26 protein-coding genes and 1 tRNA gene are annotated in these 25207 nt (G+C 73.8%); 15 read left to right on the forward strand and 12 right to left on the reverse strand.

Annotated features, from left to right (window positions below; all coding sequences use genetic code 11):
• Positions 1-110: 110 nt before the first annotated feature.
• The 4 genes from C0216_RS01380 to C0216_RS01395 all read left to right on the forward strand — a co-directional run bounded on the left by C0216_RS01380 (position 111) and on the right by C0216_RS01395 (position 4491).
• Positions 111-1391 carry an aspartate kinase gene (locus C0216_RS01380; protein WP_114053489.1) on the forward strand — a complete coding sequence of 427 codons (1281 nt, stop codon included), beginning with the start codon at positions 111-113 and terminating at the stop codon, positions 1389-1391.
• On the forward strand, positions 1388-2461 hold the full coding sequence (locus tag C0216_RS01385) for an aspartate-semialdehyde dehydrogenase (protein WP_114053490.1): 1074 nt from the start codon (positions 1388-1390) through the stop codon (positions 2459-2461). The genes C0216_RS01380 and C0216_RS01385 overlap by 4 nt, the downstream gene beginning before the upstream one ends.
• 171 nt (positions 2462-2632) lie before the next feature.
• Positions 2633-3409, forward strand: coding sequence for a SigE family RNA polymerase sigma factor (locus C0216_RS01390; RefSeq protein WP_246042263.1), 777 nt, complete (start codon positions 2633-2635; stop codon positions 3407-3409).
• Positions 3406-4491 carry a hypothetical protein gene (locus C0216_RS01395; protein WP_114053491.1) on the forward strand — a complete coding sequence of 362 codons (1086 nt, stop codon included), beginning with the start codon at positions 3406-3408 and terminating at the stop codon, positions 4489-4491. Before C0216_RS01390 ends, C0216_RS01395 begins: the two co-directional genes overlap by 4 nt.
• On the opposite strand, the gene C0216_RS01400 is transcribed toward C0216_RS01395, so the two are convergent.
• Both C0216_RS01400 and C0216_RS01405 read right to left on the reverse strand, forming a co-directional pair.
• Complete coding sequence (locus C0216_RS01400) at positions 4463-5302, reverse strand: SURF1 family protein (protein WP_114053492.1); 840 nt, start codon at positions 5300-5302, stop codon at positions 4463-4465. The genes C0216_RS01395 and C0216_RS01400 overlap by 29 nt on opposite strands.
• 44 nt (positions 5303-5346) lie before the next feature.
• On the reverse strand, positions 5347-7152 hold the full coding sequence (locus C0216_RS01405) for a S9 family peptidase (RefSeq protein WP_114053493.1): 1806 nt from the start codon (positions 7150-7152) through the stop codon (positions 5347-5349).
• Positions 7153-7301: 149 nt separating this feature from the next.
• On the opposite strand from C0216_RS01405, the gene C0216_RS33305 reads away from it, so the two are divergent.
• The 3 genes from C0216_RS33305 (at position 7302) to C0216_RS01415 (ending at position 9566) form a co-directional block, all read left to right on the forward strand.
• Positions 7302-7469 carry a hypothetical protein gene (locus tag C0216_RS33305; protein WP_162793098.1) on the forward strand — a complete coding sequence of 56 codons (168 nt, stop codon included), beginning with the start codon at positions 7302-7304 and terminating at the stop codon, positions 7467-7469.
• 47 nt (positions 7470-7516) lie between these two features.
• Entirely contained in the window at positions 7517-8875 is a 1359-nt protein-coding gene (gene codA, locus C0216_RS01410; protein ID WP_246042264.1) for a cytosine deaminase, read from the forward strand.
• Positions 8876-9041: 166 nt separating this feature from the next.
• Positions 9042-9566 carry a DUF5956 family protein gene (locus tag C0216_RS01415; RefSeq protein WP_216827049.1) on the forward strand — a complete coding sequence of 175 codons (525 nt, stop codon included), beginning with the start codon at positions 9042-9044 and terminating at the stop codon, positions 9564-9566.
• Here C0216_RS01415 and C0216_RS01420 read toward each other — a convergent pair whose 3' ends face one another.
• Positions 9567-10679 (reverse strand): sulfite oxidase, encoded by a 1113-nt coding sequence (locus C0216_RS01420; RefSeq protein ID WP_114053494.1) that lies wholly within the window; start codon positions 10677-10679, stop codon positions 9567-9569.
• 63 nt (positions 10680-10742) lie between these two features.
• Here C0216_RS01420 and C0216_RS01425 point away from each other — a divergent pair, with 63 nt between their 5' ends.
• Positions 10743-11087 carry a VOC family protein gene (locus tag C0216_RS01425; protein WP_114053495.1) on the forward strand — a complete coding sequence of 115 codons (345 nt, stop codon included), beginning with the start codon at positions 10743-10745 and terminating at the stop codon, positions 11085-11087.
• Between the two features lie 10 nt (positions 11088-11097).
• Here the strand turns inward: C0216_RS01425 and C0216_RS01430 are convergent, their stop codons facing one another.
• The 4 genes from C0216_RS01430 to C0216_RS01445 all read right to left on the reverse strand — a co-directional run bounded on the left by C0216_RS01430 (position 11098) and on the right by C0216_RS01445 (position 14275).
• Positions 11098-11871 (reverse strand): aminotransferase class IV family protein, encoded by a 774-nt coding sequence (locus C0216_RS01430; protein WP_114053496.1) that lies wholly within the window; start codon positions 11869-11871, stop codon positions 11098-11100.
• A 34-nt stretch (positions 11872-11905) separates the two neighbouring features.
• Positions 11906-12649: a thermonuclease family protein gene (locus C0216_RS01435; RefSeq protein ID WP_246042759.1), complete on the reverse strand. Its 744-nt coding sequence runs from the start codon at positions 12647-12649 to the stop codon at positions 11906-11908.
• Between the two features lie 513 nt (positions 12650-13162).
• Positions 13163-13236: transfer RNA gene (locus C0216_RS01440), tRNA-Pro, on the reverse strand.
• Between the two features lie 100 nt (positions 13237-13336).
• Positions 13337-14275, reverse strand: coding sequence for a metallophosphoesterase (locus tag C0216_RS01445; RefSeq protein WP_114053497.1), 939 nt, complete (start codon positions 14273-14275; stop codon positions 13337-13339).
• Positions 14276-14342: 67 nt separating this feature from the next.
• On the opposite strand from C0216_RS01445, the gene C0216_RS01450 reads away from it, so the two are divergent.
• The gene (locus tag C0216_RS01450; protein WP_114053498.1) at positions 14343-14804 is read left to right on the forward strand and encodes a GatB/YqeY domain-containing protein; all 462 of its coding nucleotides are present in this window, start codon (positions 14343-14345) and stop codon (positions 14802-14804) included.
• 90 nt (positions 14805-14894) lie between these two features.
• Here the strand turns inward: C0216_RS01450 and C0216_RS01455 are convergent, their stop codons facing one another.
• Positions 14895-17192 carry a transglycosylase domain-containing protein gene (locus C0216_RS01455; RefSeq protein ID WP_114053499.1) on the reverse strand — a complete coding sequence of 766 codons (2298 nt, stop codon included), beginning with the start codon at positions 17190-17192 and terminating at the stop codon, positions 14895-14897.
• 397 nt (positions 17193-17589) lie between these two features.
• Between C0216_RS01455 and C0216_RS01465 the strand changes: the two genes are divergently transcribed.
• Positions 17590-17940, forward strand: coding sequence for a WhiB family transcriptional regulator (locus C0216_RS01465; RefSeq protein ID WP_030299276.1), 351 nt, complete (start codon positions 17590-17592; stop codon positions 17938-17940).
• Between the two features lie 41 nt (positions 17941-17981).
• Here the strand turns inward: C0216_RS01465 and C0216_RS01470 are convergent, their stop codons facing one another.
• Complete coding sequence (locus C0216_RS01470) at positions 17982-19265, reverse strand: ArsA family ATPase (protein ID WP_114053500.1); 1284 nt, start codon at positions 19263-19265, stop codon at positions 17982-17984.
• Positions 19266-19369: 104 nt separating this feature from the next.
• Positions 19370-20332, reverse strand: coding sequence for an ArsA family ATPase (locus tag C0216_RS01475; protein ID WP_114053501.1), 963 nt, complete (start codon positions 20330-20332; stop codon positions 19370-19372).
• Between the two features lie 112 nt (positions 20333-20444).
• On the opposite strand from C0216_RS01475, the gene C0216_RS01480 reads away from it, so the two are divergent.
• From C0216_RS01480 to C0216_RS01500, 5 genes are all read left to right on the forward strand, one after another.
• Positions 20445-20606 (forward strand): DUF4177 domain-containing protein, encoded by a 162-nt coding sequence (locus C0216_RS01480; protein ID WP_007264966.1) that lies wholly within the window; start codon positions 20445-20447, stop codon positions 20604-20606.
• Positions 20603-21076: a RidA family protein gene (locus C0216_RS01485; protein ID WP_114053502.1), complete on the forward strand. Its 474-nt coding sequence runs from the start codon at positions 20603-20605 to the stop codon at positions 21074-21076. The genes C0216_RS01480 and C0216_RS01485 overlap by 4 nt, the downstream gene beginning before the upstream one ends.
• Positions 21077-21223: 147 nt before the next feature.
• Positions 21224-22135, forward strand: coding sequence for an NUDIX hydrolase (locus tag C0216_RS01490; protein ID WP_114053503.1), 912 nt, complete (start codon positions 21224-21226; stop codon positions 22133-22135).
• The gene (locus tag C0216_RS01495; RefSeq protein ID WP_114053504.1) at positions 22132-22977 is read left to right on the forward strand and encodes an MBL fold metallo-hydrolase; all 846 of its coding nucleotides are present in this window, start codon (positions 22132-22134) and stop codon (positions 22975-22977) included. Before C0216_RS01490 ends, C0216_RS01495 begins: the two co-directional genes overlap by 4 nt.
• Positions 22974-23279, forward strand: a complete 306-nt coding sequence (locus tag C0216_RS01500) for a hypothetical protein (protein WP_114053505.1) — start codon at positions 22974-22976, stop codon at positions 23277-23279. The genes C0216_RS01495 and C0216_RS01500 overlap by 4 nt, the downstream gene beginning before the upstream one ends.
• Positions 23280-23370: 91 nt before the next feature.
• Here C0216_RS01500 and C0216_RS01505 read toward each other — a convergent pair whose 3' ends face one another.
• Positions 23371-24171, reverse strand: a complete 801-nt coding sequence (locus tag C0216_RS01505; protein WP_114053506.1) for a nucleotidyltransferase domain-containing protein — start codon at positions 24169-24171, stop codon at positions 23371-23373.
• 151 nt (positions 24172-24322) lie between these two features.
• Positions 24323-24997 carry a Crp/Fnr family transcriptional regulator gene (locus C0216_RS01510; protein WP_014046869.1) on the reverse strand — a complete coding sequence of 225 codons (675 nt, stop codon included), beginning with the start codon at positions 24995-24997 and terminating at the stop codon, positions 24323-24325.
• Between the last annotated feature and the right edge of the window lie 210 nt (positions 24998-25207).

Here is a 25207-nt window from a genome sequence, read left to right on the forward strand (position 1 = left end):
GTGATCATGGGCTGAACCGAAGGTCTCATGATGTGGTACACGTCGGCCGTATTGCGGTCGCTCGTTACACTGGCCCGCGACCGCAGTACAGGAATGAGCGAGGAGCGCACGTGGGCCTTGTCGTGCAGAAGTACGGAGGCTCCTCCGTAGCCGATGCCGAGGGCATCAAGCGCGTCGCCAAGCGGATCGTGGATGCCAAGAAGAACGGCCACCAGGTGGTCGTCGTGGTTTCCGCGATGGGCGACACTACGGACGAGCTGATCGATCTCGCCGAGCAGGTATCCCCGATGCCTGCAGGGCGGGAATTCGACATGCTGCTGACCGCCGGAGAGCGGATCTCCATGGCGCTGCTGGCCATGGCGATCAAAAACCTGGGCCACGAGGCCCAGTCGTTCACGGGCAGCCAGGCAGGCGTCATCACCGACTCGGTCCACAACAAGGCGCGCATCATCGATGTCACGCCGGGCCGCATCCGCACCGCGCTCGACGGGGGCAACATCGCCATCGTCGCCGGCTTCCAGGGCGTGTCCGCGGACAGCAAGGACATCACCACCCTGGGCCGCGGCGGCTCCGACACGACCGCCGTCGCGCTCGCGGCGGCGCTCGACGCCGAGGTGTGCGAGATCTACACGGACGTCGACGGCGTCTTCACCGCCGACCCGCGCGTCGTGAAGAAGGCGCGGAAGATCGACTGGATCTCCTCCGAGGACATGCTGGAGCTGGCCGCCTCCGGCTCCAAGGTGCTGCTGCACCGCTGCGTCGAGTACGCGCGCCGTTACAACATCCCGATCCACGTCCGCTCGTCCTTCTCCGGACTGCCGGGTACCTGGGTCAGCAACGAGAAGCCCGAGTCGCAAGGGGACGAGCAGGTGGAGCACGCCATCATCTCCGGAGTCGCCCACGACGTCTCCGAAGCCAAGATCACTGTCGTCGGCGTCCCGGACAAGCCGGGCGAGGCCGCGGCGATCTTCCGCGCCATCGCGGACGCCGAGATCAACATCGACATGATCGTCCAGAACGTGTCCGCCGCCGCGACGGGCCTGACGGACATCTCCTTCACCCTGCCCAAGACCGAGGGCCACAAGGCCATCGACGCGCTGGAGAAGGCGAAGGCCGCGATCGGCTTCGACTCGCTGCGCTACGACGACCAGATCGGCAAGATCTCCCTGGTCGGCGCGGGCATGAAGACCAACCCGGGCGTCACCGCCTCGTTCTTCCAGGCGCTGTCCGACGCGGGCGTCAACATCGAGCTGATCTCCACCTCGGAGATCCGCATCTCGGTCGTGACCCGCCAGGACGACGTCAACGCCGCCGTCGTCGCCGTCCACACGGCCTTCGGCCTGGACTCCGACAGCGACGAGGCCGTCGTCTACGGAGGCACCGGACGATGACCCCCGCCCGGTCCTCCGGCCCGGTGCTCGCCGTGGTCGGGGCGACCGGCGCGGTCGGTTCCGTCCTGCTCCAGCTCCTGTCCGTACGGGCGGACGTCTGGGGCGGGATACGCCTGATCGCCTCCCCGCGCTCGGCCGGCCGCCTGCTGGCCGTCCGCGGGGAGGAGGCCGAGGTGCTGGCCCTCACCGAGGACGCCTTCGACGGCATGGGCCGCGGCGACGTCGCGGTGTTCCTGACCCCGGCCGACGTCTCCGCCCGCTGGGCGCCCGCCGCCACCGCGCGCGGCGCCGCCGTGGTCGACCAGTCCGCCGCCTTCCGGGAGGACCCCCGGGTTCCGCTGGTGGTGCCCGAGGTCAACGCCGAGGACGCACGGGAGCGCCCGCGCGGCATCGTCGCCGGCCCCGACTGCGTCACCGCCGCCATGGCCGCGGCCCTCGGCGCCCTCCACGCCGAGTACGGGCTGCGCGACCTCACGGTCTCCTCGTACCAGGCCGCCAGCGCGTCCGGCCGGGCCGGCACCGAGGCGCTGCGCCGCCAGATGTCCCTGGTCGCCGGGACCTCGCTGGGCGGGATGACCGGCGACGTGCGGCGGGCCGTCGGCGAGGACACCGGGCCCTTCGCGGGCCCCCTCGCCCTGAACGTCGTCCCCTGGTGCGGTGATCTCGCCGCCGGGGGCTGGTCCACGCACGAGCTGGCGATACGGGCGCAGACCCGCCGGATCCTGCGGCTCCCGGCCCTGCCGGTCGCCGTGACCTGCGTCCAGGTACCGGTGTTGACCGGCCATTCGCTGAGCCTGCGGGCCCGCTTCGACGGCGCCGTGGACGCCGGCCGGGCCCGGGAGGTCCTCCAGGCGGCGCCCGGTGTCGTCGTGGTCGACGACCCGGCGGCCGGCGAGTTCCCGACCCCCGTCGACGCGGCGGGCACGGACCCCGCCTGGGCGGGCAGGCTGCGGGCCTCCCTCGACGACCCGTGCTCGCTGGAGTTCTTCGTCTGCGCGGACAACCTGCTCCACGGGTCCGCGCTCAACGCCGTCCAGACCGCGGAACTGATCGCTGCTGAATTCGCGTAATGCACTTTGTAGGATCAGGTGCTGATCCCTAGATCAAGGTGATGGCCTGACTGCCGCCTGGACGGACTGGGGCAATCAGGAAGAGCGAGTACGCATGAGGGCAATGAACATATTGCTGGTGAAGCAGCCTCGCGCGTACAACCCTGGCGGGGGGACGCGTGTCCAACGGGCGTGGCAGAGGCACTTCTCGACTTCGCCGGCATCCCGGTGCGCAGCACGATCGCCGCGCCCCGGCGACGTCCCGGCCCGTCCGGCGGGTTCCCGGTGACCGTCCCGGTGCCGCCGGGCGCGCTGTCAGGGGTGCCGACCCGGGGCGGCCTCGTGCCCGCGCCGCGCGGTAGCGCGGGCGCCTCCGGCGGGGAAGGGGCACCCGAGGACGCCGCGGCCCGCGAGGCCGCCGAGGTGCAGGAGGCCGTGGACGGGGACGCCGCCGAGCCGCGGGAGATCGTCGCCGGAACCACCGTCGACCACCTCACCGAGACCTACCGGGCCCACTACCGCTCCCTCCTCGGCCTTGCCGCCCTGCTCCTCGACGACACCGCATCCTGCGAGGACGTCGTCCAGGAGGCGTTCATCCGCGTCCACTCGGCCCGCAACCGGGTCCGGGACCGGGACAAGACCCTGGCGTACCTGCGCCAGACCGTCGTCAACCTCTCCCGCTCCGCACTGCGCCGCCGCATCCTCGGCCTCAAGCTGCTGTCCAAGCCGATGCCGGACATGGCCAGCGCCGAAGAGGGCGCGTACGACCAGCTGGAACGCGACGACCTCATCAGGGCCATGCGGGGGCTCCAGCGGCGGCAGCGCGAGGTGCTGGTGCTGCGGTACTTCGCGGACATGACCGAGGCCCAGGTCGCCGACACCCTCGGCGTCTCCCTCGGATCGGTGAAGGCGTACGGATCGCGGGGCATTGCCGCGCTGCGTGTGGCGATGGAGGCTGCGCAGTCATGATGGTCGACCACACCGGGCCGCGCGGCGGCGAGGAGCAGGAGCTCCGGACCCTGCTGCACGCAGCCGTCGCCGGACTGGAACCCTCCGACGGCGCCCTGGCGCGGCTGCGCCACGCCGTCCCCGCCCGCCGTACCCGGCGGCGCCGGGCCCTCGTCGGCGCGGCCGCGGCCGTGCTGCTGGCCGGGGCCGGCGTACCGACGGCCCTCCACCTGGGCACCACCGCCGGCAGCGGCACCGCCGGCGGCCACTCCGCCATGGCGGGCCGCGGACAGGAGCCCGCGTCCGCAGGCGGCTCCGGCACCCGCCACGACGGCGGCCACACGTCGAACACCGCCCCCGACGGCGGCAGCACCGCCGACCGCGGCACCGCCGACCCCGGCCCTTCGGGCACCGGATCGCCGGACGGCGGCAGCACCACCGGCCCCGAGGCGTCCCGCGGCCCCTCGGGCGGCCCTGCCGTCCCCGGATCCGGACCCATGCCGCCGGTGACGGCCCAGGGCACGCCCCCCGGGTGCAGCGCCGACCAGCTCGGCGTGCGCGGCAGCGCCCAGGCGCCCGAGCCGGACGGCAAGGTCTACGGCAGCTTCAAGGTCACCAACGTCTCCGCCCGCGGCTGCACCGTCACCGGCCCGGACACCGTCACGGCGGCGTCCGTGAGCGCGTCCGCGGCGGGCAAGGGCGTCGCCGTCGTCGGCCACACGGCAGGGGACCCGGCCGCCAAGCTGCCCGACCCGGCGGCGGAGGCCCCGCTGCTGGTGCTCCGGCCGAACACCGCCTACGAGGTCCGCTTCGCCTGGGTGCCCTCCGGCGAGTCCTGCCCGGCTGCCTCCTCCGGCACCGGCAGCGCACCGCCGGCCGGCGGCTCCCCGCAGGACGAGCAGCGTACGGACGCCGGCGGCGGCACGACGGGCAGCGCCGACCAGGGCACCGTGCCGGCCCCGGAGACGGCAGGCGTGGAGGTGACGCACACCCCGGCCGCGGCGGGTGCGGCCGCCCCGACCACGCAGACGACGATCCCCGCCGCCTGCGGCGGGACCGTCTACCGGACGGGCGTCATTCCGCTGGACGAGCCGAAGCAGTGACCTGCGGGCCGCCGCCCGCACCCTCGGGAGCGGCGGCGGCAGGGGAGGGCGCGGCGCCGTCGGGCAGCAGGCCCGCCTCGGCGTCGCGCAGCGCCTCCACCTCGCGGCGGTACAGCCGGAACCACATGAACAGCACGAACCCGACGAAGACGAACCACTCGCCGGTGTAGCCGAGGTTCTGGAACGCCTTCAGGTCCAGGCCCGTGTTGGTCGGCGCCTGCGCCGGCACCGGAGTCAGCCCGTCCGCCGGTGTCTGCACCGTCAGCCACGCGTCGTACAGCTCGTACGGCACCATGTTGACCAGCGAGGCCGCACTGATGACGCCGAGCTGCCCGGCGGGCAGCCCGCCGCGGGAGTACACGCCCTTGCTGGTGGACGTCTCGGAGGCCTGCAGGGCGCCCGTGACCTCCACCCGCCCGGTCGGCGCCGCCGGCGCCCGGTCCGGGTCCACCGCCCCCGGCAGCCAGCCCCGGACCACCGGGACCGCCTTGCCGGAGTCGGTGCGCAGCAGCGTCAGGACGTAGAAGCCGCTCTTCCCGTCGAGCCGCCGCTCCGGGACGAGCAGCTGTTCCGCGTACTCCCCGGAGACCGAGGCCAGTCGGCCGGAGGTCTTCTTGTCGACCGGCAGCAGCGACGCGAGCGGGGCGGCGGCCTCCCCGGCGGGCCGCTCGGCGGAGGCCTCGCGGTGCGTGGCGACGCGGTCCTCGAACCGGCCGAGCTGCCACGAACCCATGAACAGGCAGAACGGGACGGCGAGCGCGACGAAGACGTTGATCCCCCACCACCGCGGGGTCAGGAGAAACCGGTGCACCCCACCACGGTACGGGGGGTGCACCGCGGCCGCGGTGGCGGGGTTCAGCGGGGGAGGTGCTTCAACGCGAAGTCGATCTCCATGCCGACCTGCTTGATCCGCTCCTCGACGACGAGCGAGCCGTGCCCGGCGTCGTAGCGGTACACCTCGTGCACCGCCCCGCGCGCCGCCAGCCGGTCGACGTAGTTCTCGATCTGCCGGATCGGGCAGCGCGGGTCGTTCACGCCCGCCGCGATGTGCACCGGCGCCCGCACCGCGTCCACGTACGTCAGCGGGGAGGACGCCGCGAAGCGCTCCGGGACCTCCTCCGGCGTGCCGCCGAAGAGCGTCCGGTCCAGGGACTTCAGCGCCTCCATCTCGTCGTGGTACGCGGTCACGTAGTCCGCGACCGGCACGGCGGCCAGGCCCACCGTCCACGCCTCGGGCTGGGTGCCCAGCCCGAGCAGTGTCAGGTAGCCGCCCCACGAGCCGCCCGACAGCACCAGCCGCGCCGGATCGGCGAGTCCGCTGCCCACCGCCCAGGCGCGTACCGCGGCGACGTCCTCCAGCTCGATCAGGCCGACCCGGTGCTTGAGCGCGTCCGTCCAGGCCCGCCCGTACCCGGTCGAGCCGCGGTAGTTCACCCGGACCACCGCGAACCCGTGGTCCAGCCAGGCAGCCGGGCCCGCCGCGAAGGCGTCCGTGTCGTGCCAGGTCGGGCCGCCGTGCAGCTCGAACACCGTCGGGAACGGGCCCTCGCCGCGGCCGGCGGGCCGCTGCACCAGCGCGTGGATCCGGCCGCCGGGGCCCTCCACCCAGGCGTCCTCCACCGGGACCGAGCCGGGCGGCCGGAAGCCCGGCGGCTCCAAGACGACCCCGCCCGCCGTCGACCGCACCGCCGGGGGCTCGGCCGCCGACGACCACTGGTACTCGACCGTTCCGTCCGGCCGGGCCGTCGCCCCCGAGACCGTCCCCGGCGGAGTGTCCACCCGGGTCAGCTCCCGCGCCGCCAGGTCGTAGCGCCACAGCTCGCTGCGGGCCTCGAAGCCGTGCTCGACGAGCAGCGCCGAGCCGTCCGGGTACCACTCGGCGGCCACGTCGCCCGGCAGGTCGAGCGCCAGGTCCGTCTCGGCGCCCGTGGCCACGTCCCACACCATCGGCTCCCAGCGGCCGCGCCGCTGGTGCCCGACCAGCAGCCGGGTGTCTCCCGGGACCGGCGCGAAGCCCAGGACCTCCAGGCCCAGCTCCTCGGTGCCGCCCCGGGAGTCGTCGAGTTCCGCGACGGTCACGCCGTCGAGGGTGACCACGCGCAGGGACGAGTGCATGGCGTCGCCGTGCTCGGTGTGCTCGATCGCGACGAGCGTCCCGTCCCGCGACAGGTCGCCCACCCCGGCCGACTCCCGGTGCCGGTAGATCTCCACCGGTCCGCCGCCCGGCCGCACCACGTGGACCGTCGAGCCGTCCTCGTCGGTGCACCGGCCGACGACCGCCGTGCCGTCCCGGCCGAGCGCCAGGCCGGCCGGGTACGCCGGCTCCAGGCCCGGGACGGCCGGCTCGTCGGGGCCGCCCGCGAACGGCTGGCGCACCCAGACGCCGAACTCGTCGCCGTCGGTGTCGCGGAACCACCAGATCCACTCGCCGTCGGGGGAGAGCGTGCCGTCGGTCGTGCCGTGCGGGCGGTCCGTCGCCTGCCGCTGCGCACCGGTGGCCCGGTCCCACGCATACAGCTCGTAGGTGCCCGTCGCGTTCGACACGAACAGCGAGCGGTCGGGGGCGTCCGGCGCCCACTCGGGCAGTCCGACGCGCGGCGCCCGGAAGCGCTTCTCCCAGTCGGGCATGGACGGGGCCGGCGGGGCCGTGTTGTCAGTCATGCCCCTATGTAAGCCGATCGGCCTCGCGCACCGATGGGCCGCGGTCGGCCGGGGCCCCCGCGGGGATGCCGCGGGCCGCGAACCGGAGGACAGTGGAGGGCGTACGTACGCCTCCGGCGAGACCCGGGCGACCGAGGAGGAGGACGGCCATGGCCAAGAAGGAGCGCGCCGGCGCGGCGCAGGCCGCGGAGCGCCAGCGGGAGCGGGCGAAGAACACCGCGGCGGAGGCCCGCGCGAAGTCCGCCGCCCGCGACGCCCAGTACCTCTCGGCGAAGACACGCGGCATGCAGCAGAAAGCCCAGGCCAAACGCGGCTGAAGACTGAACCGGCCCCCGTCGGCCGGGCGGCGGCCTAGGGTGTGCCCATGCGGATGACCGTGCGCGGCGCCCGGCTGCCGGAGGCAGGCGGCACCGGGGTGCGCCCCGGGCTGTACGACGTCCACGTCGGGGACGACGGGCGGATCGCCCGCATCCGGCCCCACGAGGCACACGGGGCACACAGGGCACGCGGCGCCCACGGCTCCCCGCCGCCCGCCGCCGTCCGCATCGATGCGGACGGCGGGCTGCTCAGCGCCCCCTTCGTCGAGCCGCACATCCACCTCGACACCGCCCTGACCGCCGGCGACCCCCGGCCCAACACCTCCGGCACCCTCTGGGAGGGCATCGCCTGCTGGAGCGCCCGCAAACGCACCCTGACCAGGGACGACGTCCTCGCCCGCGCCACCGAGGTGCTCCGCTGGCAGGCGGCGCAGGGCGTCCTGCACGTACGGACGCACTGCGACGTCACCGACCCGGCGCTGACCGCCCTGGAGGCGCTGCTGGAGCTCCGCGACCGCGTCCGCGACTTCATGACCCTCCAGATCACCGCCTTCCCCCAGGAGGGCATCGTCTCCTTCCCCGGCGGCGAGGCACTGCTCCGCGAGGCCGTCGCCCGCGGCGCGGACGTCGTCGGCGCCATCCCGCACTACGAGGACACCCGCGAGGACGGCGTCGCCTCCCTCGGCATCGCCTTCGCCCTCGCCGAGGAACACGGCCTGCGCGTCGACGCGCACTGCGACGAGATCGACGACGAGCACTCGCGGTTCGTGGAGGTGCTCGCCGCGCACGCCCTTCGCACCGGGCTCCGCGACCGGGCGACCGCCTCGCACACCACCGCCATGGGCTCGTACGGCGGCGCGTACAGCCTCAAACTCCAGCGGCTCCTGGCCCGTTCCGGCATCAACCTGGTCGCCAACCCCTTCGCCAACCTCAACCTCCAGGGCCGCTTCGACGCCTATCCCAAGCGGCGCGGCCTCACCCAGGTCAAGGAGATGCTGGCCGCCGGGGTGAACGTCGCCTTCGGCCACGACGACGTGATGGACCCCTGGAACGCGCTCGGCACCGGCAACCCCCTCCAGACCGCCCTCGTCGGCCTGTACGCCGCCCAGCTGACCGGCGCTGCCGAGATCCCGGAGGCGTTCGCGATGGTCACCACCCGGGCCGCCCGCGTCCTCGGCCTGACGGACGCCGAGTACGGCATCGCGGAGGGCGGCCCCGGCTCCTTCGTCCTGCTGCCCGCCCCCACCCCGCAGGAGGCGCTCCGCCGCCAGGTCCGCCCCCGCCTCGTCGCCGCGCACGGCCGGGTCGTCGCCGAGACCCCTCCGGCGCCGGCGCTGCTGTCCTGGCCGCCCGGCGCCCCTCCCGAGGAGGTGGACTTCGGCCGCGGCCAGAGTGAACCGCCGTGAGGCCGCGGCGACGTGACACCGCATCGGCCTGCGCGTCGCCGGGCCGACAGCCGCACCCTTCCCTCTTCGCCTCGGGCGGAGCCGGACGAGCCGCCTCCCCCCCCTGGAAGGGCCGCAGCGGCGGGGCTGACCCGTGCCGGCCCGCGGCGCCGGTAGCCTCTCGCGCATGTCGTGGGACGAGGACGGAACACCGCACCCGCTCGCACAGCGCCGCTCCGGCCGCAGCGAACAGGAACCGGACCGGCTGCCGGAGGTCCGCGAGCTGGAGGCGCTCGGCTGGGAGCCCGCCCCCGAGGAAGCGGCCTGGGTGTTCCTCCCGTACGTGTGGCCGCCGGCCGACCGCACCTGGATCCCCGACCGGTCCACCCACTGGGCCGTCGACACCGTCCTCGACGGGCACGGCCGCATCACCGACGTCCGCGCCGAACCGCTGGCCGGCCCGGACCTCCGCGGCCTCGACCGCGAGACCGACGAGGCCGTCGCCGCACTCGGCCTGCCGCCCCGGCCTCCCGGACGGCTGTGGCTGCTGCGGCCCGTGGGGGGCTTCACCAGCGTCGCGGCCGTCCTGGACCACCTGCGCGGGCTGGCCGCCGGACGCGGGGTCGATCCCGCGGCGACGGCCGCGTTCATGGACCTGGTCCGCACCGGACTGGCGGACCTGGCCGCGGACCACCACACCCAGCGCCCCTGATCACGCGCACAGCACCGGCACGTACTGCACGAGGTTGTTCCCGAAGCCCCCGCGGTTCCACGGCTGCTCCAGCGGCTGGACGTGCCCGGCGGCGTCCGCTGCCCGCGCCGCGAGCACGTACCGCCCCGGAGCCGCCTCCCACTCGGAGTGCCAGCCCTGCCAGGCGAAGCGCTCCCCACCCGGCGCCGCCAGGTCCGCGTCCGCCCAGGTCAGCCCGCCGTCGGTGGTGACCTCGACCCGGGTGACCGGCCCGAAGCCCGACCAGGCGCGGCCCTCAAGGTGCACCGGGCCCGGCCGCACGAGACGGGTGCGCGACATGAAGTCGGGGAAGCCGGGCGGTACGAGCAGGGCGCGCGGGGCGATCCGCGTGACGGGCTCGCCCGGCTCGTCCGGCGTGCGCCGGTACCGGTAGGCGACCGCCTGCTGGAAGCCGGTGAACGGCCGCGCGACCAGGGTGACCGCCCGCAGCCACTTCACGTGCGCCATCCCGTACCAGCCGGGGACGACCAGCCGCAGCGGGTGCCCGTGCTGCGGAGGCAGCGGCCCGCCGTTCATGGCGTACGCGAGCAGCACGCCCGGGTCGTCGCCGGCGGCGGCGCCGAGCGGCAGGCTGCGCTGGTAGTCCTGCTCGACACCGCGCTCGATGCCGTGGTCGGCGCCGGTGAAGACGGCCTCGACGGCGCCCGGGCGGACACCGGCGGCGTCGAGCACGGTGCGCAGCGGGACGCCCGTCCAGTCGGCCGTGCCCACCGCCTCGACGAGCCACGGCTGGCTGACCGGCCGCGGCTCCAGCCGGGCCCGGCCGTTGCCCGCGCACTCCATGGTGACGCGGCGGGTGACGGAGGGGAGGGCGCGCAGCTCCGCCATATCCAGCCGCAGCGGCGTGCGGACCAGGCCGTCCACGGTGAGCCGCCACGCACCGGCGTCCGCGGCGGGGATGTCGTAGTGGACGAGTACGTAGTGCAGGCCGGGCGGGGTGACCTCGTAGCGCAGCGCCTCCAGCGGCATCCCGTGGTTGCGGGCGGCCAGGGCCAGTTCGTCCGCGCCGATCCCCTCGCCCGGTCCGGCGATCCGGGGCGGCCCGCTCACGTCGGCGGGCGACGGCGTGTCCATGCCCCCATCGTCTCCCCCGCCCCGGCCGGGCGCCCGCGGGAGCCGGGGCCGTACGCTGCCGGCATGCGCGTACGCCTGCACCAGATCGTCGTGGACTGCCGGGAGCCGGGGGAGCTCGTGCGCTTCTGGGCGCAGCTCTTCGGGGTCGAGCCCGTAGAGCGGGCCCGCGGATGGTTTCACGTGAAACTGCCCGGGGTCGCCCAGCTCGCCTTCCAGCCGGTCCCGGAGGGCAGGTCGGCGAAGAACCGGCTGCACCTGGACCTGGCGGTAGATGACCTCCCGGCGGCGGTGGCCCGCGCCGTCGCCCTGGGGGCCGCCCCGGCCGGCGGGACGGTCACCGACGACCAGGGTTCCTTCCAGGCGATGCGCGACCCGGAGGGCAACGAGTTCTGCTTTGTGACGGGCTGACGCGCGGGCCCTACAGCACCTCCCCCGGGATGTCCTCGTAGGCGCGGCGCAGCCGGTCCACGACAGGATGGGAAGAGGCCAACGCCGCCCCGTCGACGAGGCTCACGGCCCGGACCCCGACGGCCGCGTTCGTGGCGAACGCGGCCTCCATGCCCGCGACGCCGCCGAGCCGCACGGTCGCCGAACCGTACGGGTGGACCTGCTTGAGCAGCCGCATCGTCACCCCGTCGAGGCACTCACCGTCCGGCCACACCACCCGGCTGCCGTCGAAGAAGCCGATGTTCCAGGTGGCGCCCTCGGTGACGGCCTGCCCGCGGTCCGTGAACAGCGCGTCGTCGAAGCCGGCCGCCTGCGCCTGCCGCCGCTGGTACAGCCCGCCGAACAGGCCGACGCCCTTCACCCGGGGCAGGTCCCGCGCGTACGCCACCGACCGCACCCGCAGCGGGGGCGGCGCGGACCCGCCGGCGGGCCGGGAGGTCACGAGGACGTGCGGGTCGCCGGCGGCCACGGGCCGGCCGAGGTCGAGCCCCGGATCGAAGACGGTGACCCGCACCGTGACCGCGCCGGAGGCGGGCACGGCCCGCCGCGCCAACTCCCTTACGCGCCCGGTGTCGAGGGCCGCCCCGAACAGCACCCGGCAGTCCTCCCGAAGCCGCTCCAGGTGCAGCCCGAGCCCCCGCACCCGCCTGTCCTCGACCCGCATGGTCGTGAAGTGCCCGTAATTGACGAGCGCGAGCGCCTGCATCTCCCGCACCCGAACGGGCTGCCCATTCAGTTCAGCCATGGACCCACCCTGCCAGGGCGTCTGCTGCCCTTTCTCACCGGCTGTCGCACCCGATGCCGTCCCCGTCCCGGTCGAGCCGGTGCGGATCGGCGTCCCCGACCCACACGGGCCCGTCCAGGTCGGAACAGTCGACGTCCGGTACGCCTGCCGACGGCCCCGGCGGCAGCCCGGCCGGGGCGGCGGGCACCTCGGGGGCCTCGGGCGTCTCGGGCGCCGGGGAGGCGGGCGGCGATGGCTTCGGGGAGGCGGGGCAGCCGGACCACAGCCCCGCCCCGGCCCGCCGCGCGGCGTCCGAGGCCGCGGCGATCCGGGCGTGGCGGGCCCGGTTCGGCAGGTGCAGCTCGCCCACGGCATGCCCACCGCGGGCCAGGGCCTCGTTCACAAAGACGCCCCGGGCATTCCACACGTACAGCAGGTGACGGCCGTAGCGGTCCTTCGACTCGGTGTCGTACTCGGTCCGCACCGCCGATCCGGTCGGCAGCAGCTCCCGCAGCCGGGCGGTGGAGTCCCGGGCGAAGCAGGAGCCCACCTCGGGCGCGTCCACCCCCAGCAGCCGCACCCGGACCAGGCCCCCGTCACGCCGGAGCTCCAAGGTGTCCCCGTCCACGACCCGTGCCACCACGCCCGCGGCATCCGGAGCCGCGGACGCACTCCGCGCGGCGGCGCTCGGCCGCGGCAGCCCGGTGTCGGCCGGCCGGGGCAGTCCGGTGGCGGGAGCATCCGACAGCCGCCGTGCCTCCCGCGGCGACTCTCGCTCCTCGGCGAGGTACCCGATCACGGCCAACCCGACGAACGCGGCAACGACCCCGCACCCACACCCGCCCCACCGCCGATGCCGACGGCCCCCCACTGCTCCCGAACCCACGACGGGCGCCCGCCGGGGACCCGCACCACGACGACGAAGAGAGGCCATGGCCACCCACCAGAAACGGCCGACCCGAGCCCCTCCAGTACAACCCCGCCCCCACCCCCTGTCCAACCAACAGGGCGTCAGCGCCCGCCGCTGGGCGCGCTGCTGCGCGGCCGGTGTCCGGGGTTTCCAGCTCCGAAAGGAGCGGTTGCATCCCCGGCCCGTGCGGGGAGCGGCACGCAGTCTTGTCCGCGTCCCAGCCGACGGCAGGGCTTCGTCAGGCGGGGACGCCTTCGCGCTGACGTGGGCCGAGGTCCGCTTCGGCAAGGTGCAAGGGAGGGAGCCGAGGTCGACCCCGGCTCCCAGCCGGCTCCGCACCGCAAACCACTCAGGGGCCTGACCCGCTTTCGCGAATCAGGCCCCTGACCTGGTATTACTCTGTCGGGGTGGCGGGATTTGAACCCACGACCTCTTCGTCCCGAACGAAGCGCGCTGCCAAGCTGCGCTACACCCCGATCGCCGCCCTGTCGGGCTGCTGCCCTGGCGACATCGATTACTTTAGCGGACCCGCGGCCGGAGACGAAATCCGGTTTTCGCGGGGGTGCGGCCCGGGGGTCAGGGCTTCGGGGTGAGGGTGAGGAGCGTGGCCTCCGGCGGGCAGGCGAAGCGGACCGGCGTGAAGCGGTTCGTGCCGCAGCCTGCGGAGACGTGCAGGTAGGAGCGGTGGCCGGCCGCCTCGTGGGTGGAGAGGCCCTTGACGCGGTCCGTGTCCAGGTCGCAGTTCGTGACGAGTGCGCCGTAGAAGGGGATGCACAGCTGCCCGCCGTGGGTGTGGCCGGCCAGGACCAGCGGGTAGCCGTCGGCCGTGAAGGCGTCGAGGCTGCGCAGGTACGGGGCGTGCACGACGGCGATCGAGAAGTCGGCGTCGGGCTCGGGGCCGCCTGCCACCTGCTCGTAGCGGTCGCGCTTGATGTGCGGGTCGTCGAGGCCGGTGAAGGCGAGCTCCAGGCCGTCGAGCTTGAGCCGGCCGCGCGTGTTGGTGAGGTTGACCCAGCCCGCCGCGTCGAAGGCGTCCCGCATGCCCTCCCAAGGGTTGTGGACGGCGCCGACGACCGGCTTGTTGCCGTTCAGGCCGTGTCGGCCCTGCATCTTCTCGATCAGGTAGCGGCCGGGGTTGCGCAGCCGCGGGCCGTAGTAGTCGTTCGACCCGAAGACGTAGACGCCGGGGAAGGACATGAGCGGGCCGAGCGCGTCGAGCACCTCGGGCACGCCCTCGGTGTCGGAGAGGTTGTCGCCGGTGTTGACGACGAAGTCGGGGCGGAGCCCGGCCAGGGACTGGAGCCAGGCCCGCTTCTTGCGCTGCCCGCAGACCATGTGGATGTCGGAGACCTGCAGGACGCGCAGCGGCCGCATCCCCGCGGGGAGGACGGGAACGGTGACCCGGCGCAGCCGGAACGACCGGGCCTCGAATCCGGCGGCATAGGCCACTCCGGCGGCCCCCACCGCCGCGATTCCGGCGGTGACCTTCAGTGGTACTCCGTAACGCGCGCGCATGGCCCCATCGTCTCAGACGGGGAAAACCGGCGGGCGCCACCGCCCCCGCACCTGGCAGACTCGGGTCATGACCACGCTCAAGGCCAAGCTGCAGGAAGACCTCACCACCGCGATCAGGGAGCGGAACGAGCTCCACTCGTCCACGCTCCGGCTGACCCTCGCCGCCATCACCAAGGAGGAGGTCGCGGGCAAGGAGGCGCGCGTCCTGTCCGACGAGGAAGTCCTCAAGGTGATCGCCAAGGAGGCGAAGAAGCGCCGCGAGGCGGCGGAGGCGTTCGCGCAGGGTGGCCGGGCCGACCAGGCCGCGCGGGAGACGGCCGAGGGCGAGTTCCTCGACACGTACCTGCCCAAGCAGCTGACCGACGACGAGCTCGGCGCGATCGTGGCGCAGGCCGTCGAGGAGGCGCGGGCCGCCGGTGCGGAGGGGCCGCGGGCCATGGGCGCCGTCATGAAGATCGTGAGCCCGAAGGTGGCGGGGCTGGCCGAGGGCGGGCGCGTCGCCGCCGCAGTCAAGAAGCACCTCGCGTAACCAACCGCACCGCACTGCACGGGCACGTACGAGGGCTCCGGCTGCCGAGGTGTTCGGCGGCCGGAGCCCTGCTGTGTGCCGTGCCGCCGCCTACTGCGTGTCGCGGCCGCCGATGATCCCGGGCTCCAGGGTGATCCCCGGGAACGGGTCGGTCGGCGTGCCGCCGGTGGCGCCGCCTCCGGTCGCCGCGCCGCCGATGGCCTGGCCGCCGGTCTGGCCGCCGGGGCGCCCGCCGGGCTTGCCGTCCCCGCCGGGCTTGTTCGGCTTGGCGGGCTTGACGGGCGTGGTCGGGGTGCCGGGCCGGGCGCTGCCGCCTGCGGCTCCCGAGTCGGGCAGGCCGACGGTGGTGAAGGTCGCCACCTCCCGGCCGGCGAGCGCGCCGCTGACGGCCTGCTTCCAGATCGGGCCGGGCAGGCCGCCGCCGTAGACCTTGTCGTAGTACCTGCCGCCGATGGTGATGTTCTCCATCGACACCTGCTTGGCGCCGCCGGAGCCGACCCACGTCGCGCCCGACATGTTCGGGGTGTAGCCGACGAACCAGGCGTTGTATCGGCTGTCGGTGGTGCCGGTCTTGCCGGCGCTCTGCCGGTCCGTCAGGCCGGCCTGCGTACCGGTGCCGGAGTCGACCACCCCGAGCAGCAGCGTGTTGATGGTGTCGGCGGTCCGCTCGGACATCACCCGCTCGCACTTGGACTTCGGCACCGACAGCGCCTTGCCGTGCGAGTCGGTGATCGACTCGATCGAGACGGGCGTGCAGCGGACGCCGCGGTTGGCGAAGGCGGCGTACGCGTTGGCCATGGTCAGCGGGGACATGCCCTCACTGCCGAGTGCGATGGCCGGGACCTCGGGCAGCTTGGTTCCGTCGGCCGGGATGACGCCGAGCTTGGTGGTCATCTCGGTGACGGGGCACAGGCCCGTCTCCGCGATCATCTCGACGAAGTAGGTGTTGACCGACTTCGCCATCGCCTGGGTCATGCCGTACGGGCCGACCTCGGACTCCTGCTCGTTCTCCAGGCGCTCGTTGTCGGTGTTGACCCACGGCTTGTTGCTGCAGGTCTGCACGGGGCTCGGGTACTGCATCTGGTAGGGCGAGTTGTAGACCCGACCCGGGGAGATGCCCTGCTCCAGCGCGGCTGCCGCGACGAACGGCTTGAAGGTGGAGCCGGTCGGGAAGCCGAAGTTCGAGCCGCCCATCCGCTTGTCGACGGAGTAGTTGATCTGGGTCTCGTTCTTGCCGAAGCCGTAGGGCTTCGACTGGCCCATCGCCAGCACGCGGCCGGTGCCGGGCTGGACCAGGGTGACCGCCGTGGCGATCTTGTCGTCCTGGTTGACGTGGTCCTTGATCGACTCGTTGACGGAGTCCTGCGCCTGCGGGTCGAGCGTCGTGCGGACGGTCAGGCCGCCCCGGTTCCACAGCTTGGCGCGCTCCTCGCGCGTCTTGCCGAAGACCGGGTCGGTCAGGAAGGTGTTGCGCACGTAGTCGCAGAAGAATCCGGCGCCCTTGACGGCGGTGATGCAGCCGTTCTTCGGCCGGGTCACCTTCAGCTGGACCGGCTTGGCCTTCGCCTCGTCCGCCTCGGCCTGCGAGATGTCCTTGACGTCGGCCATCCGCTGGAGGACGACGTTCCGGCGCTTCATCGCCTCCTGGGAGTCGTTCACCGGGTCGTACCGGCTCGGCGACTGCACCAGTCCGGCGAGCAGCGCCGACTCCTCCAGCGTCAGGTCCTTGGCGGGCTTGCTGAAGTAGCGCTGCGAGGCGGACTCGACGCCGTAGGCCTGCTGCCCGAAGTAGGTGATGTTGAGGTAGTTCTCGAGGATCTTCTTCTTCCCGAGCTCCTCCTCGACCTGGATCGAGTACTTCAGCTCGCGGATCTTGCGGCCGAGGCTCTTCTCCTGGGCCTCGCGGACCTTCGTCTCGTCGTCGCCGGCCTCCTCGACGAAGACGTTCTTCACGTACTGCTGCGTCAGCGTCGAGGCGCCCTGTGCGGCGGCGCCCTCCTGCGCGTTGCGGTTGACCGCGCGCAGGATGCCCTTGAGGTCGACCGCGCCGTGCTCGTAGAAGCGCGAGTCCTCGATCGCGACGATGGCCTTCTGCATGTACGGGGAGATGGCCGTCAGCGGCACCACCTGCCGGTCGCGGGAGTACACGGTGGCGATCAGGCCGCCCTCGGCGTCGAGGATGGTGGTGCGCTGGCTGAGCGGTGGTGTCTTGAGGTTGGCCGGGATCTCGTCGAACCCCTCGACGGTGCCCTTGGCGGCGAGCCCCAGGGCGCCGGCGCCCGGGATGGCGATGCCGGCGAGCACGACGCCGGAGAGGACGGACAGGCCGAGGAACTTGGCGGCCTGCTGCGGCCCCGTGAGCCCGGCGCCCGAGCGCTTCTTTCCCATGGAGGGCAGCCTACGTTCTCATTCACCGGACACGCGCGAATGCCTTGGCCTAAGCTGTCCCCAACTGTCACAGCAGTGTGGTGCGACATCAACCCCTCGGCTTGATTTTCACCCTTCCCGAACGGGGTGGACTGATGTCCGAATCCCGCCCCTCACTCGGATGGCCGACCGTCACCACTTCGCCGATTTCATCCGAATCGCCGGAATGGTCGGGCATGTCGCCGGATCACTCCGTCGGGTGATCTGCCGCTTACCCATAGTCCGTTCGGGCCATCCAAGATTGGGCCCGTCGGGGGTGTTGCACTGTGCTCGCCTTCCGTAACGTCCTCAACTGGCAGCGGTGAATATGCCGCTACCGCCGTGGGGGAGCCTCGATTCGGGAGAGGACGGCGCCGGGATGGGCTGGGTTACCGACTGGAGTGCGCAGGCAGCCTGCCGCACTACCGATCCGGATGAACTGTTCGTTCAAGGAGCGGCACAGAACAGGGCCAAGGCAGTGTGCACCGGGTGTCCGGTGCGTACGGAGTGCCTGGCCGACGCGCTCGACAACCGTGTGGAATTCGGCGTGTGGGGCGGAATGACCGAGCGGGAGCGCCGCGCACTGCTGCGCAGGCGGCCCACCGTCACCTCGTGGCGGCGGCTGCTGGAGACGGCCCGCACGGAGTACGAGCGCAGCACGGGCATCCTCACCGTGGATGTCGACGCGGAGATCGACGTGCCGTACGAGACGTACGCGGCAGCAGGGTAGGCCCACCGCCCGCCCCCTCAGCCGTACGTACGTACGGACGCCTACGCTCCGGCCGGCACCCCGGCCGCGAGGCGTTCTCCGATGGCCCGCAGCCCGGCGAGGTCGTGCACATCGCCGGGAAGGGCCGCCACTTCGGTCACCGCCACGTCGGGATGCATCGAGGTGAAGCGGTCCCTCGTGCGCTGTTCGCGCGCGATCAGCTGCATGCGCTCGGCGTGCAGGCGCAGCAGTCCTGCCGTGATGCCCTCCACATCCGCGCCCTCGGGGGCGTCAGCGTCGGCGCCCGCCTCGACGCCTTCCGATTCCGGTGCGCTTCCGCCCGCGGGGGAGTGGGCGGCCGGGGCACCGAGACCAGCTTTCCCGGCCTCCTGATCCACAATGCCGCCTTCTTCAAGATTCTCCGCGACCGCCAGCGCCCGCTCCGCCGACAGCTGTCCGGCGCCGCTCCCGTGCACCCGGTTGAGCACCAGCCCCGCCAGCGGCATCCGCTCCGCCCCGAGCCGCTCCACGAAGTACGCGGCCTCCCGCAGCGCGTCCGGCTCCGGCGCCGCGACCACCAGGAAGGCCGTGCCCGGCGCCTGCAGCAGCCGGAACGTCGCGTCCGCGCGTGTGCGGAACCCGCCGAACATCGTGTCCATCGCCGCCACGAACGTCTGCACGTCCCCCAGCAGCGAAGCGCCCATCAGCTTGTTGAGCGTCCCCGTCATCAGCGACATGCCGACGTTCAGGAACTTCATCCCCGCCCGGCCGCCGACCTTCGCCGGAGCCGTCAGCACTCGGATGAACTTCCCGTCCAGGAAGGAGCCCAGCCGCTTCGGGGCGTCCAGGAAGTCCAGGGCGGACCGGCTCGGCGGGGTGTCCACGACGATCAGGTCCCAGTCGTCGCGGGCCCGCAGCTGCCCCAGCTTCTCCATCGCCATGTACTCCTGCGTGCCGGCGAAGCCGGCCGACAGGGACTGGTAGAAGGGGTTCGCCAGGATCGCGGCGGCCCGGTCCCCGTCCGCGTGCGACTCGACGATCTCGTCGAACGTCCGCTTCATGTCCAGCATCATGGCGTGCAGTTCGCCCCCGCCGGCCACGCCCGCGACCTTGCGCGGGGTGTTGTCCAGCGAGTCGATGCCCATCGACTGGGCCAGCCGGCGCGCCGGGTCGATGGTCAGCACGACCACCTTCCGGCCGCGCTCCGCCGCCCGCAGGCCCAGCGCCGCCGCCGTCGTCGTCTTGCCGACCCCGCCCGCGCCGCAGCACACGATGATCCGGGTCCCCGGGTCGTCCAGCAGCCGGTCCACGACCAGCTCCGGCGGCATGTCCATGCCTGCTCCCATCCCGATCCGCGCCCCCGTCCCCGTTTTCGATCCCGCTTCGGATCCCGTTTCCGCCTCCGCTCCCCGGCCCGCTGCGGCGCCCGCCGCCGGGCCCACGGGCCCGCTCACTCCTCGTCCGCCTGCTTGCGCAGCTCGGCCGCGAGCTCGTACAGCCCGGCGAGGTCCATCCCCGTGCCGAGCAGCGGCAGTTCGTACGCCGGCACCTCCAGCCGGGACAGCACCCGGCGCTGCGCCCGCTCCAGCGCCACCCGGCCCGCGTGCTCCGCAGCCTGCTCCAGCAGCGGGTCCACCAGCCGCTCCGCGGGTCCGCCGAGCCCGGCCCGGGACAGGGCGTGCGCCACGTCCCCGCGCAGCTCGCCGGCCGCCCGCAGGGCCTCGTCGTCCAGGTGGTGCGGACGGACCATGTTGACCACGACCCGTCCCACCGGCAGGCCCGCCTGCGCCAGCTCGGCGATCCCGTCGGCTGTCTCCTGGACGGGCATCTCCTCCAGCAGCGTCACGAAGTGCACCGCCGTCTCGCGGGACTTGAGCACCTTCATGACGGCCTGCGCCTGGTTGTGGATCGGCCCGATCCGGGCCAGCCCCGCCACCTCGTCGTTCACGTTGAGGAACCGGGTGATCCGCCCCGTCGGCGGCGCGTCCATCACCACGTGGTCGTACACGTACCGGCCGGACCGGTCCTTGCGGCGGACCGCCTCGCACGCCTTGCCCGTCAGCAGCACGTCGCGCAGCCCGGGCGCGATGGTCGTCGCGAAGTCGATCGCGCCGAGCTTCTTCAGCGCGCGGCCCGCCGACCCCAGTTTGTAGAACATCTGGAGGTAGTCCAGCAGCGCCTGCTCGGCGTCGATGGCGAGCGCGTACACCTCCCCGCCGCCTGCTGCGACGGCGATCTTCCGCTCCTCGTAGGGGAGCGCCTCCGTCCCGAAGAGCTGCGCGATACCCTGCCTGCCCTCGACCTCCACCAGAAGAGTCCGCCTGCCCTCGCGCGCGAGGGCCAGCGCGAGTGCCGCGGCGACCGTGGACTTCCCGGTTCCGCCCTTGCCGCTGACCACCTGGAGCCTGCTCACAGCCTCTGAGCCTAACCACTCGCTCCCCGGGCCGCGCAGGACCCTCTCCCCCCGGACGCGGCCCCGCCCCGCCCGGCGCGGCCCGCCCGCGGCAGGCGATACGCTCGCCCCCATGACCAAGAAGTTCGAATACGCGACGGTCCCGCTGCTGGTCCACGCCACGAAGCAGATCCTGGACACCTGGGGCGAGGACGGCTGGGAGCTCGTCCAGGTCGTGCCCGGCCCGAACAACCCGGAGCAGCTCGTGGCCTACCTCAAGCGGGAGAAGGCATGAGCGGCGCCGTCGAAGCAAAGCTGGCCGAACTCGGCCTGACCCTGCCCGAGGTCGTCCCGCCGCTCGCCGCGTACCAGCCGGCCGTCCGCTCGGGCGCCTACGTGTTCACCGCGGGCCAGCTCCCGATGGTCAAGGGCAGCCTGCCGGTCACCGGCAAGGTCGGCGCCGAGGTCTCCGCCGAGCAGGCGAAGGAGCTCGCGGCGACCTGCGCGCTGAACGCCCTGGCCGCCGTCAAGTCCGTCGCGGGCGACCTCGACCGGATCGCGCGCGTCGTGAAGGTCGTCGGCTTCGTCGCCTCCGCCCCCGACTTCACCGGCCAGCCGGGCGTCCTCAACGGCGCCAGCGAGCTGCTCGGCGCGGTCCTCGGCGACAAGGGCGTCCACGCCCGCAGCGCCGTCGGCGTCGCCGTCCTCCCGCTGGACGCGCCCGTCGAGATCGAGATCCAGGTCGAGCTCCTGCCCGACGCCTGACCGGCACCGCCGTCGTCCCGCAGGCCGGGCCCGTACGCCGTCCGCGGCGCGGGGCCCGGCCTGCGGCACACCCCCCGGCCTGCGGCGCGCTGCCCGCAGCGGCGTGCGGCCCTCGAACATCGGGCCGGATGGCCGTAGCATCCCCGCATGCCCAACGGTGAGCAGGGACAGCAGCAGACACCCGGAACCAGCCCCGCCGGCGGCCAGTGGTACCCGCCGGAGTGGCCGGGTCTCATCCGCGCCCTCGCGGACGGCAGCCTGACCCCGGCGGAGCCCCGCCGCGCGTCGACCGTGATGCTGCTCCGCGACACCGCCTCCGGGCCGGTCGTGCACATGCTGCGCCGCCGCACCTCCATGGCCTTCGCGGGCGGCGCGTACGCCTACCTGGGCGGCGGCGTCGATCCGCGCGACGAGGAGCACCTCGTCGGCTGGGCCGGCCCCGGCCTCGGGGAGTGGGCGGAGCGGCTGGGCACGGATGCCCGTACCGCCCAGGCCATCGTCTGCGCGGCGGTCCGCGAGACCTTCGAGGAGGCGGGCGTCCTCCTCGCGGGCGAGAGCGCCGGCACGGTCGTCGGGGACACCACCGGCGACGACTGGGAGGCCGACCGGCAGGCACTCGTCGCCCGCGAGCTGTCCTTCGCGGAGTTCCTCGACCGGCGCGGGCTGCGGCTGCGCTCGGACCTGCTCGGCGCGTGGGCGCGCTGGATCACGCCCGAGTTCGAGCCGCGCCGCTTCGACACCTGGTTCTTCGTGGCCGCCCTGCCCGAGGGGCAGCGGACCCGGGACGTCTCCACCGAGGCCGACCGGACGGTGTGGATCCGCCCCGCCGACGCCGCGGCCGGCTACGACCGGGGCGAGCTGCTGATGATGCCGCCGACGATCTCCACCCTGCGCTCGCTGGAGCCGTACGGGAGCGCCGCCGGCGCCCTCGCGGCGGCCCCAGGCCAGGACCTCGCGCCCGTGCTCGCACAGGCGGTGCTGGAGAACGGCGAGGTGGTGCTCAGCTGGCCCGGCCACGAGGAGTTCACCAAGCGCGTCAGCTTCGGAGGTGCCTCGTGACCGACGCCGCCGCACTGCCCGGCCGTCCCCGCGGGGCGGTCGCCTCCGGCCGCTCCACCCCGCGCGCCTACAACGTCCTCGCGCCCAACCCGTCGGCGATGACCCTCGACGGCACCAACACCTGGATTGTCGCCGAGCCCGACTCCGACCTGGCCGTCGTCATCGACCCCGGGCCCCTCGACGAGGGGCACCTGGAGGCGGTCGTGGCGACCGCCGAGCGGATGGGCAAGCGCATCGCCCTGACCCTCCTGACGCACGGCCACGCCGACCACGCCGCGGGCGCCGGCCGCTTCGCCGAACTCACCGGAAGCAGGGTCCGCGCCCTCGACCCGGCGCTCCGCCTCGGCGACGAGGGGCTCGCCGCAGGGGACGTCGTCCGCACCGGCGGCCTGGAGCTGCGCGTCGTCCCCACGCCCGGGCACACCGCCGACTCGCTCTGCTTCCACCTGCCCGCCGACCGGGCCGTGCTGACCGGCGACACGATCCTGGGCCGCGGCACCACGGTCGTCGCGCACCCGGACGGGCGCCTCGGCGACTACCTGGACTCCCTGCGCCGGCTGCGCTCGCTGACCGTCGACGACGGGGTCCGGACGGTCCTGCCGGGCCACGGCCCGGTCCTGGACGACGCGCAGGGCGCGGTGGAGTTCTACCTCGCCCACCGCGCGCACCGGCTCGCGCAGGTCGAGACGGCCGTCGAGGACGGCTACACGACCCCCGAGGAGGTCGTCGCCCACGTCTACGCGGACGTCGACAGGTCGCTGTGGCCGGCGGCCGAATGGTCCGTGCGCGCACAACTCGAGTACCTTCAAGATCACGGACTGATCCCCGGGGGGCCCGAGTGACCACCCTTTACCTGCTGCTCGTCCTGCTCGCCGTCGCGGCGTGGATGACGTCGACCGTCAGCCTGCGCATGAAGGCCCTGGAGCGGCGCGCGGAGCGGCTGGAGCGGCGCCTCGGCCTCCTCCTGGCCCACCTGGGCGTCGAGGAGCCCGAGCCGGCCGGCCTGGAGGAGGTACGGGCACTGCTGCGGGAGGGCCGCACCGTGTCCGCGATCAAGGCGTACCGGGAGGCGACGGGCGCGGGGCTGGCCGAGGCGAAGGCGGCGGTGGAGGCGCTGGCGGAGCTGGAGGCGGACCCCGCCTGAGCGCCTGACGCGCCTGAGCCGAGGGCGCGCCTGAGCCGACGACGGCCTGAGCCGACGACGCGCCGACACCCGGGGCGGCCGCCCGGCCGCCTCACCCACCCTTCGTGCCGATGCGGGCCGCGTACTCGGCGGCGAGCCACGGGCCGAGGTCCTCGACCAGGTCCCGTACGGCGGCCCGGTCGGCCGCGGGCTCCAGTGCCAGCGCGGCCGCGGCCCGCATCTGGGCGGCCCGCTCCGGGTAGTACCGGCCGAAGACCTCCGCGGACTCGGCGAGGTCGCTCGTCCAGCCGCCCCAGCGCGGCATCACCAGCGTGAATCCGGTGCGCACCAGGTGCCGGGACCAGCCGCGGGCCAGCCGCCGCAGCTCCGCGGGGCCCTCGGCGCGGGCGAGCCGCTGCCGCCAGGCGGGCAGCAGGTCGGCCAGGTCGCCGTTGGTCCCGCGGGCGAGGCGGATGTCGGGGCGGTAGCGGGGCAGGTCCTCGGCCAGGTCGGGGCCGAGCAGCGGGGTGCACAGGCAGGCCAGGAACCAGCCCATGTCGTGGCGTTCCTGCTCGCTCAGCAGGCGGTCCCGCCCGTACAGCAGCAGCCCCACCCCGTCGATCTGGGGGAAGTCCTCGTCGAGGGTGCGGGCCAGCACCTCGGCGGTGTCCCGGTCGTCTCCGGAGGGCTCGTGGTGCAGCGCCAGCAGCAGGTCCAGGTCGGAGCGGCCGGGCCGGGCCGTGCCGCGCGGGACCGACCCGTACAGGTAGGCGCTGTGCAGCCGGGGCCCGTAGGCGTCACGGATCCGCAGGCGCGCCGCGGCGACGACGGGCGTGAACGGCTCGCGGATCCGGCCGAGGGAGCCCTCCCGCTCGATGTAGCCGTTCGCGTCGACGCCCCGCTGCTCGCCCATGGCCCTACTGTGCCTCGCGCTGCGGCGGAAGGGGCTCCTGGGGTGCCTGAGGTGCCGCGGAAGCGCGGGAGGGGCCCTGCCCCGGTTCCGCCCGGGCAGGGCCCCTCCCGTTGCTTCCGCCGCGCTCGGGCGGTGCCGGTCGGCGCGGGGGTCAGCGCGAGCGCTTGGCCAGGCGCTCGACGTCCAGCAGGATCACGGCGCGGGCCTCCAGGCGGAGCCAGCCGCGGCCCGCGAAGTCGGCCAGGGCCTTGTTCACGGTCTCGCGCGAGGCGCCGACGAGCTGCGCCAGCTCCTCCTGCGTCAGGTCGTGGACGACGTGGATGCCCTCCTCGGACTGCACGCCGAAGCGGCGCGACAGGTCCAGGAGCGCCCGGGCGACACGGCCCGGGACGTCGGAGAAGACCAGGTCGGACATCTGGTCGTTGGTCTTGCGCAGGCGGCGGGCCACCGCGCGCAGCAGCGCGGTCGCGACCTCGGGGCGGGCGTTCAGCCAGGGCTGGAGGTCCCCGTGGCCCAGGCCCAGGAGCTTGACCTCGGTCAGGGCGGTCGCCGTGGCGGTGCGCGGGCCCGGGTCGAAGAGCGAGAGCTCGCCGATCAGCTCGCCGGGGCCGAGGACGGCCAGCATGTTCTCGCGGCCGTCGGGGGAGGTGCGGTGCAGCTTCACCTTGCCCTCGGTGACCACGTACAGCCGGTCACCGGGGTCGCCCTCGTGGAACAGGGCGTCACCGCGCGCGAGAGTCACCTCGCTCATCGAGGCGCGGAGCTCCGCGGCCTGCTCGTCATCGAGCGCCGCGAAGAGCGGGGCGCGCCGCAGAACGTCGTCCACGAGTCTCTCTCCTATGTCGACCAGCTCAGGGGACCGTGTTCCCCATTTTGCCGGACGGCTCAAACAGTGCGATCAATCACAAGGATGCCGGACGTACGGGCCTGCTGTGCTGCGGGCGCCCAAACGGAGTGGTGTTACCAGAGGTCCGGGCGGGTGTACGCGGCCGGCCTTAGGCTGGCCGGGTGTCCAATAAGCCGGTGAGAGCACAGG

The organism is Streptomyces globosus (genome assembly GCF_003325375.1).
Classification (GTDB): Bacteria; Actinomycetota; Actinomycetes; order Streptomycetales; family Streptomycetaceae; genus Streptomyces; species Streptomyces globosus_A.